The following is a 5,631-nucleotide window of genomic DNA, read 5'->3' as shown; positions in this document are numbered from 1 at the left end:
TGCATAGGCTGGTCAATAGGAGCCGGATGAGCGGAGACGTTCACGTCCGGTTCTGTGAGAGCCTGAGGGGGCGGTTCCCTTGGGCTACTCGACTTGTGTTGATTTTTAAATTACAATCTGACGCATTGAGGGTCCAGGAAGTATTAGCAAAACGGTTTGGGAAATTTGGATTGACAATTCATCCGGATAAAACCCGCTTGGTTCACTTTGAAGCCCCATGGCGTATAAAGGGCAAACGTCCCGAAACCTTTAATTTTCTTGGATTCACCCACTATTGGGGGAAATCAAGAAAAGGCAAGTGGGTTGTAAAGCGTAAAACGGCTAAAGATCGTCTTACAAAAGCTTTAAAGGCAATACACTTGTGGTGTCGGGACCACAGGCATATAAAGCTCAGCATACAGCATGAGAAATTGCTTCAGAAGCTCAGAGGCCACTACAACTATTATGGAATAAACGGTAATTTCAGATGCCTCCAGTTGTTCTTGCATGAAGTTACGCGTAAATGGAGGTTCTGGCTGAATCGTAGAAACAGAGAAAGTCGCATACCGTGGAATAGATTTCAAATGTTGTTGAAATTTTATCCATTGCCGACTCCAAGAATAGCGCATGCACGTTGTTAAGCGAAACCGTGAACTTGAGGAACCGGATGCGGGAAATCCGCTCGTCCGGATCTGTGGGGGCGCCGGGAAGGTAACTGCCCGGCTCTACCCGGAATTTTCGTTACTATCCACGGAGGGAGGACTTTGGAGATGGTGAGTTTATTTTTAGGTTTTAATCCACCATGCACTATATTTTTTCTTGCAGATCTTGGCTTATATATTTTATAAGTTTTTCACCATCGCATTGGAAATACAAAGTACGTTTTTATCCTTTACATGGTTCAGCATGATTCAATCATACCATTGAGTCCCTGTGTTCTTAGAATCACCGTGGAAGGAGCCGAAAATAGTAGTATATTTTATAATGAACGTGTAAATCAAAAAAATAATAGGACCTCTACATGAAACGAGTGCGCGTGTTTATAGGAAGTGCAAGCGAATCACTTAAAGTTGCTCAGGCGTTTCGTACTAACCTTGAAAATCGAAGAAGCGGTAAATCTTGTATTGATGTAGCATTGTGGAATGAGGGCTTTTTTCGCCCAGGAAATTTTACTTTGGAGCAATTGCTTGTTGAAATGAACAAGTATGACGCTGCCCTTTTTGTTTTTGCAGCCACTGACCATAGCGAAAGTAGAGGAGAAAATTTTCGCTCAGTTCGAGATAATGTTATTTTCGAAGCTGGGATAGCAATGGGAATATTTGGACGTGAGCGCACTTTTATTTGTGTACCTCAATCAGAAAGTGACTTTAAATTACCATCTGATTTTGAGGGGCTCAACTATGTGAATTATAGGCACGCATTTGATGAATATGATCTTGTTTCTGCGGTTGGTTCGGCATGTGATTGTATTGAAAAAGAACTTTTCACTGTAAATAAACGTAGAGAAAGACCTATACTGAAATCATTGGAACGAGGAGATGAATCTGACATTGCCCTCTACACTTTCTGCGGGGTCTTCCCTGAGACCGTAGGGGAGCTTGACAAGCAATATTCAGTTCCTTCTCTTTTCCGATTGTGGGTGGACCCTCGATGCAAAGAAAACAATTTGAATGTATCATTGTTAAAAACAGAAGAAGGCAATGTTTTTTCAGTGGCATATTGTCATAAAAAGGGCTTTCCTCCAAATATATCTCTTCGTCCTGGTGGGCTTTCAGCAATTGAAATTCAAAAAAACACTGTGGGCGTGCAGATTCCCATTCGTGTAATTAGAACATTAAAAAATAGCCCGGATCTGGCCTTTTCTATAAGATTAATAGATTCTCGCTCTACACAATGGGTGCGAAAACGCAATGATATCTATACACTGGATTGCGTAAAAAAAATTGGCACCTGGGAAAATATTGATATCTTGTTTAATGAGGATTGCTGGCAAGTATTCAACTCGGATGGTAATTATAGATATGCAGCTGATTCTCCCGATTTTAAAATACTACCGGGTATTGTTCTTGAATTTGGTGGTGATGATTCTGATAGGCCAAGTTATGGAGAAGGAGAGTTTGAAATTGGTCAAATAAAACTTATTGAGGGGAACGGGGCATTTTGACACAAAGCATGAATCAAGAACAAGCTAAATTGGAAATTCTTAAACTGTATTTTGATAACCTCAGGCATGAAATAATTGAAAAAATCAAACTATCTCATCAGCTTGGGTACTATAAATTAATCTCCTTAGGGCTTTTGGTCGGTATTTGTTCTACCAAAAAGCCAGCAGAAGAGTATGAAGTAATAATCCTATTAGCAGTTGCAATACTCCCTTTAGCCTTCGATTTATCATTATTTTTCAATGGAAATGCCATTGTAAGAGTTGGTGACTACATAAGAGATTGCATAGAACCACAACTTAAAACACTAATAAAGGATTCTGATTCACTAATTTTATGGGAGGAATATATATCGCCAGCGGAACAAAGAGCTTCTATATCTGAGAGATTATGGTGGAATTTATTTGAAAGTGTACAACCATTAATTTCTATTGTTGCGCAAATTGGGTGTTTTTATATTTTAAACACAAAGCAAAAATATGCTGTTTCATATTTTGTTTTGGCTATTATTGTTGCAACGATATTTTTACTAATGAATTCAATAATAAGAAAATCAAAAAAATAAATATAATTCTATTGGGTAAACCTCCACCTCCGGTGGAGGACTCGAAAAGTTTGACAGTTCCGGGAGTTGAAAATAAACAACCTTGGTGAAAAGTTTTGGGCCAGAGGCTATTTCGCCTCAACAGTAGGGCTTGATGAGCAAGTTGTTCGTGCATATATCCGTCATCAAGAAAAAGAGGATAGGCGTTGTGAACAGATGAATTTGTTTGATTAAGCCGCGCCTTTAGGCGCTTTTAAAAGACCGCTTTGAGCGGTTAACAATCAGGCCCCCAGTTTTACTGGGGGTTATGACTGCATAACGAATAAATTTAGAGGAACTTATAACTCAAGCAACTTTGAACAAATTCCTTTTTTATGACCTACTAATTGTAACCCTTTTTGTGTTTGGAGATTTGGGTTATTAGGCGGAAAAACGTCAGAAAATGCGCAATGCTCTTGCTGACTGGTGGGCCTATAGTCCATCTCTTTCCACGGTCCCGGTAAAAAAAGCAGCAGTAATTTCAAAATTTTGCATAGGATTAAGAATTCCCCATTTTCTGTGTTCTACCCGTTCACCCATCAAAACGTGTTCACCCCCCCCCTAATGAAATGAGTACCAGATCTGATGAACTCATTGTGAAGGTACAGATTCTTCAGGTCATTATCAGTACTCCAACCATGAGAACTACATTTTTCCCATCAAATCATATTCCAGAGCCACGAGAGGAGGAGACTTTGGGGGTTGCTTTGCAGCTCTGATTCACCAAACACTATTTTTTTCTTGAATGATTTGGCAGGGTGAAGATATGCTTCAATTATTTTAATGTTAAAAAGGAATTATTCAAATCCGCATGATATTCATGTTATTCCGTTAGATGATTGGAAAGGAAAGATGAACAGAAACAAGTGATTAACTTGTTAGATACCGAGGAGAAGCTATCATGAGCGGATCAATATTCTTGAGCTACCGGAGAGATGATGCTGGCCCTGACACTCAAGCTATCAGTGACGCTTTACGCCAAGCATTTGGCGATGATTCAGTTTTCATGGATAACTCGTCCATCCAAGCTGGAGCTGTCTGGCCGGAGAAGCTAAAAAACGCTCTTAAAGCAGCCGAGACCATTGTCGTGGTAATTGGGCCCAAGTGGTTGCAGGTAGGTACTGACGAATGGGGACGGCGACGTATAGACCAAGAGGATGACTGGGTGCGTCAGGAGCTGGCCCTGGCACTCAAAGGGAAAAAGGTAATACCGGTGTTAGTTAGAGGGGCTAAGATCCCGCCATCTGAAGTGCTTCCAGAGCCTCTTAAAACTCTACCGCAAAGGCAGTCTATTGAGATCCGCCGTGACTATTGGAACCATGATATAAAGTTGTTGATAGAGCAGTTCGGTGATGCACTTAAGGGACCCGAGCACCCGTCACGGAGCCCAAAGTTGTGCTATACACGAATTGATATTCACGAAGGAGCATCTTGTTGGCGATGTAACGATTCGGTACCAGGACCGTTGCTGAAAGCGGAGAGTGCTGCGGACGATGAAGAGCTATATGCGCAACTCATGCATAACCGCTATTACCTGGCAGAATACATGAGCAGATCAACTCGCTATGTTGAACTGCGAGGCAGGTTTGAACCTGAACCAAACCCCATCCTTGATATTATTGTGAACACAGGAACTGACTCTTCCCTGATTCTGCTCTCTTGTGGAATCGAGGTTTTCGCAGCGCAAAGGAGAATAATATCTGCCGGATCGGTCCGCAAGATCACTCTTGACCCGTCGGAGAAATACAAAGTGCCATTCCCTTTCCCGTGTCGGGTGCGTAACCTTATGCCTCAAGAAGGAGAGCCATCGACGTTTAAAGTTGAAGCGAATCAGTACGATGGCAACCGCTCCCTGATTTTCGGTGATGCTATAGTTGCCGAGTGGGAATGGGCCGATACTCCGATTAGCTCAATACAGAAAATTCGAGATCCTTTGTACATAGATCCTGACACCCCCTACCGATTCGAGCTTGAAATCGAAGGTTCCCACAGGATGCCAACAGACACTCTGCTTCATATCGTCATTGGAACCAACCACGGCATGTTCCGAAGCGACGAGATATATTTTATAAAACCATGATTCTGTTCACGGGGTGCGGATGGCCCAATCGAAACAGGATGCCCCATCACTGAAGATCCCCCCCCCACGCCATCCGACAGCCGGATCATGAAAAAAATCATGTTGCAGGACAAAGCATGCGAGATTGTCATTAACCGCCTTGTTTTATAGGATAAATTTGCCATTTAAAGGGCTTTTGTTGCTGTGATGACACTATACACCAGAAACACAAAAAACGCATTAAATCGCAGAAATAAGCGCATTATTAAAGCGCGAAGCATTGAAATAGTAATGATTATTTCTGATTATTTATGAATTTTATTCATTTTGTGTTTTTCCACCTTTCATCGATGAAACGCTTGGTCATGTTCAAAGATGATACAATCAGCCAGGCTTCGTTTGGGTAATTTTAACGGAACTGTTTCAACGCCGAAACACCTCAAAAAGCTTCCTGGCGCAGGTTCTGTGGTAAAAAAAGGACACGTTTTGGATAGGAGTGAATTTTGTAGATAAGCGTTTTATCGATGAAACGCTTTCAATATTCCAATCCGGTAGGATCAGACAGGCTTTGTCCGGGGGGATAATTTTAATAGCGGTGTTTCATCGTTGAAACACCTTACAGAAATTTTTGGTGCAGACTCAAAAGAACACGTTATGGGCTTTAAAAGCACTATTGAAGAGGTACCTCATTAGTTTGCTGCACTTAAATACCACCAGTCCTCCCAGGGGGGCGCATTCCCATTTTCCCGGTCATGCCGCCGGCATTGGATTGTGCGTGGTTGCCATGAGTTTCAAACAATCCCAACGCCCTGCTTTAAAGTATGATCGTAGCATAATCATTTTTTCTG

General features: G+C 41.8%; 3 protein-coding genes and 1 pseudogene. All 4 read left to right on the top strand.

Translation table 11 applies throughout. The features are described from left to right. Nucleotides 1-1,000 precede the first annotated feature (1,000 nt). The 4 genes and pseudogenes from B147_RS30080 (at nt 1,001) to B147_RS30075 (ending at nt 4,804) form a co-directional block, all read left to right on the top strand. Nucleotides 1,001-2,143, top strand: a complete 1,143-nt coding sequence (locus tag B147_RS30080) for a nucleotide-binding protein (protein WP_020586232.1) — start codon at nt 1,001-1,003, stop codon at nt 2,141-2,143. Between the two features lie 8 nt (nt 2,144-2,151). Further along, nucleotides 2,152-2,706, top strand: coding sequence for a hypothetical protein (locus tag B147_RS0105455; RefSeq protein ID WP_157237791.1), 555 nt, complete (start codon nt 2,152-2,154; stop codon nt 2,704-2,706). Nucleotides 2,707-2,763: 57 nt separating this feature from the next. After that, nucleotides 2,764-2,919: pseudogene (locus tag B147_RS30985) on the top strand (transposase); the annotation flags it as partial. Between the two features lie 706 nt (nt 2,920-3,625). Continuing rightward, on the top strand, nt 3,626-4,804 hold the full coding sequence (locus B147_RS30075) for a toll/interleukin-1 receptor domain-containing protein (protein WP_020586230.1): 1,179 nt from the start codon (nt 3,626-3,628) through the stop codon (nt 4,802-4,804). Nucleotides 4,805-5,631 lie beyond the last annotated feature (827 nt).

Origin of the sequence: Desulfobacter curvatus DSM 3379 (assembly GCF_000373985.1) — a bacterium.
Classification (GTDB): Bacteria; Desulfobacterota; Desulfobacteria; order Desulfobacterales; family Desulfobacteraceae; genus Desulfobacter; species Desulfobacter curvatus.
The sequence above is the reverse complement of the archived record's forward strand: the minus strand, read 5'-3'. Positions and strand labels throughout refer to the sequence as shown.

What these genes read in the sequence shown, in the direction of transcription:
- B147_RS0105455 (WP_157237791.1), top strand. Translation starts at nt 2,152, where the DNA reads ATGAATCAAGAACAAGCTAAATTGGAAATTCTTAAACTGTATTTTGAT.
- B147_RS30075 (WP_020586230.1), top strand. Translation starts at nt 3,626, where the DNA reads ATGAGCGGATCAATATTCTTGAGCTACCGGAGAGATGATGCTGGCCCT.
- B147_RS30080 (WP_020586232.1), top strand. Translation starts at nt 1,001, where the DNA reads ATGAAACGAGTGCGCGTGTTTATAGGAAGTGCAAGCGAATCACTTAAA.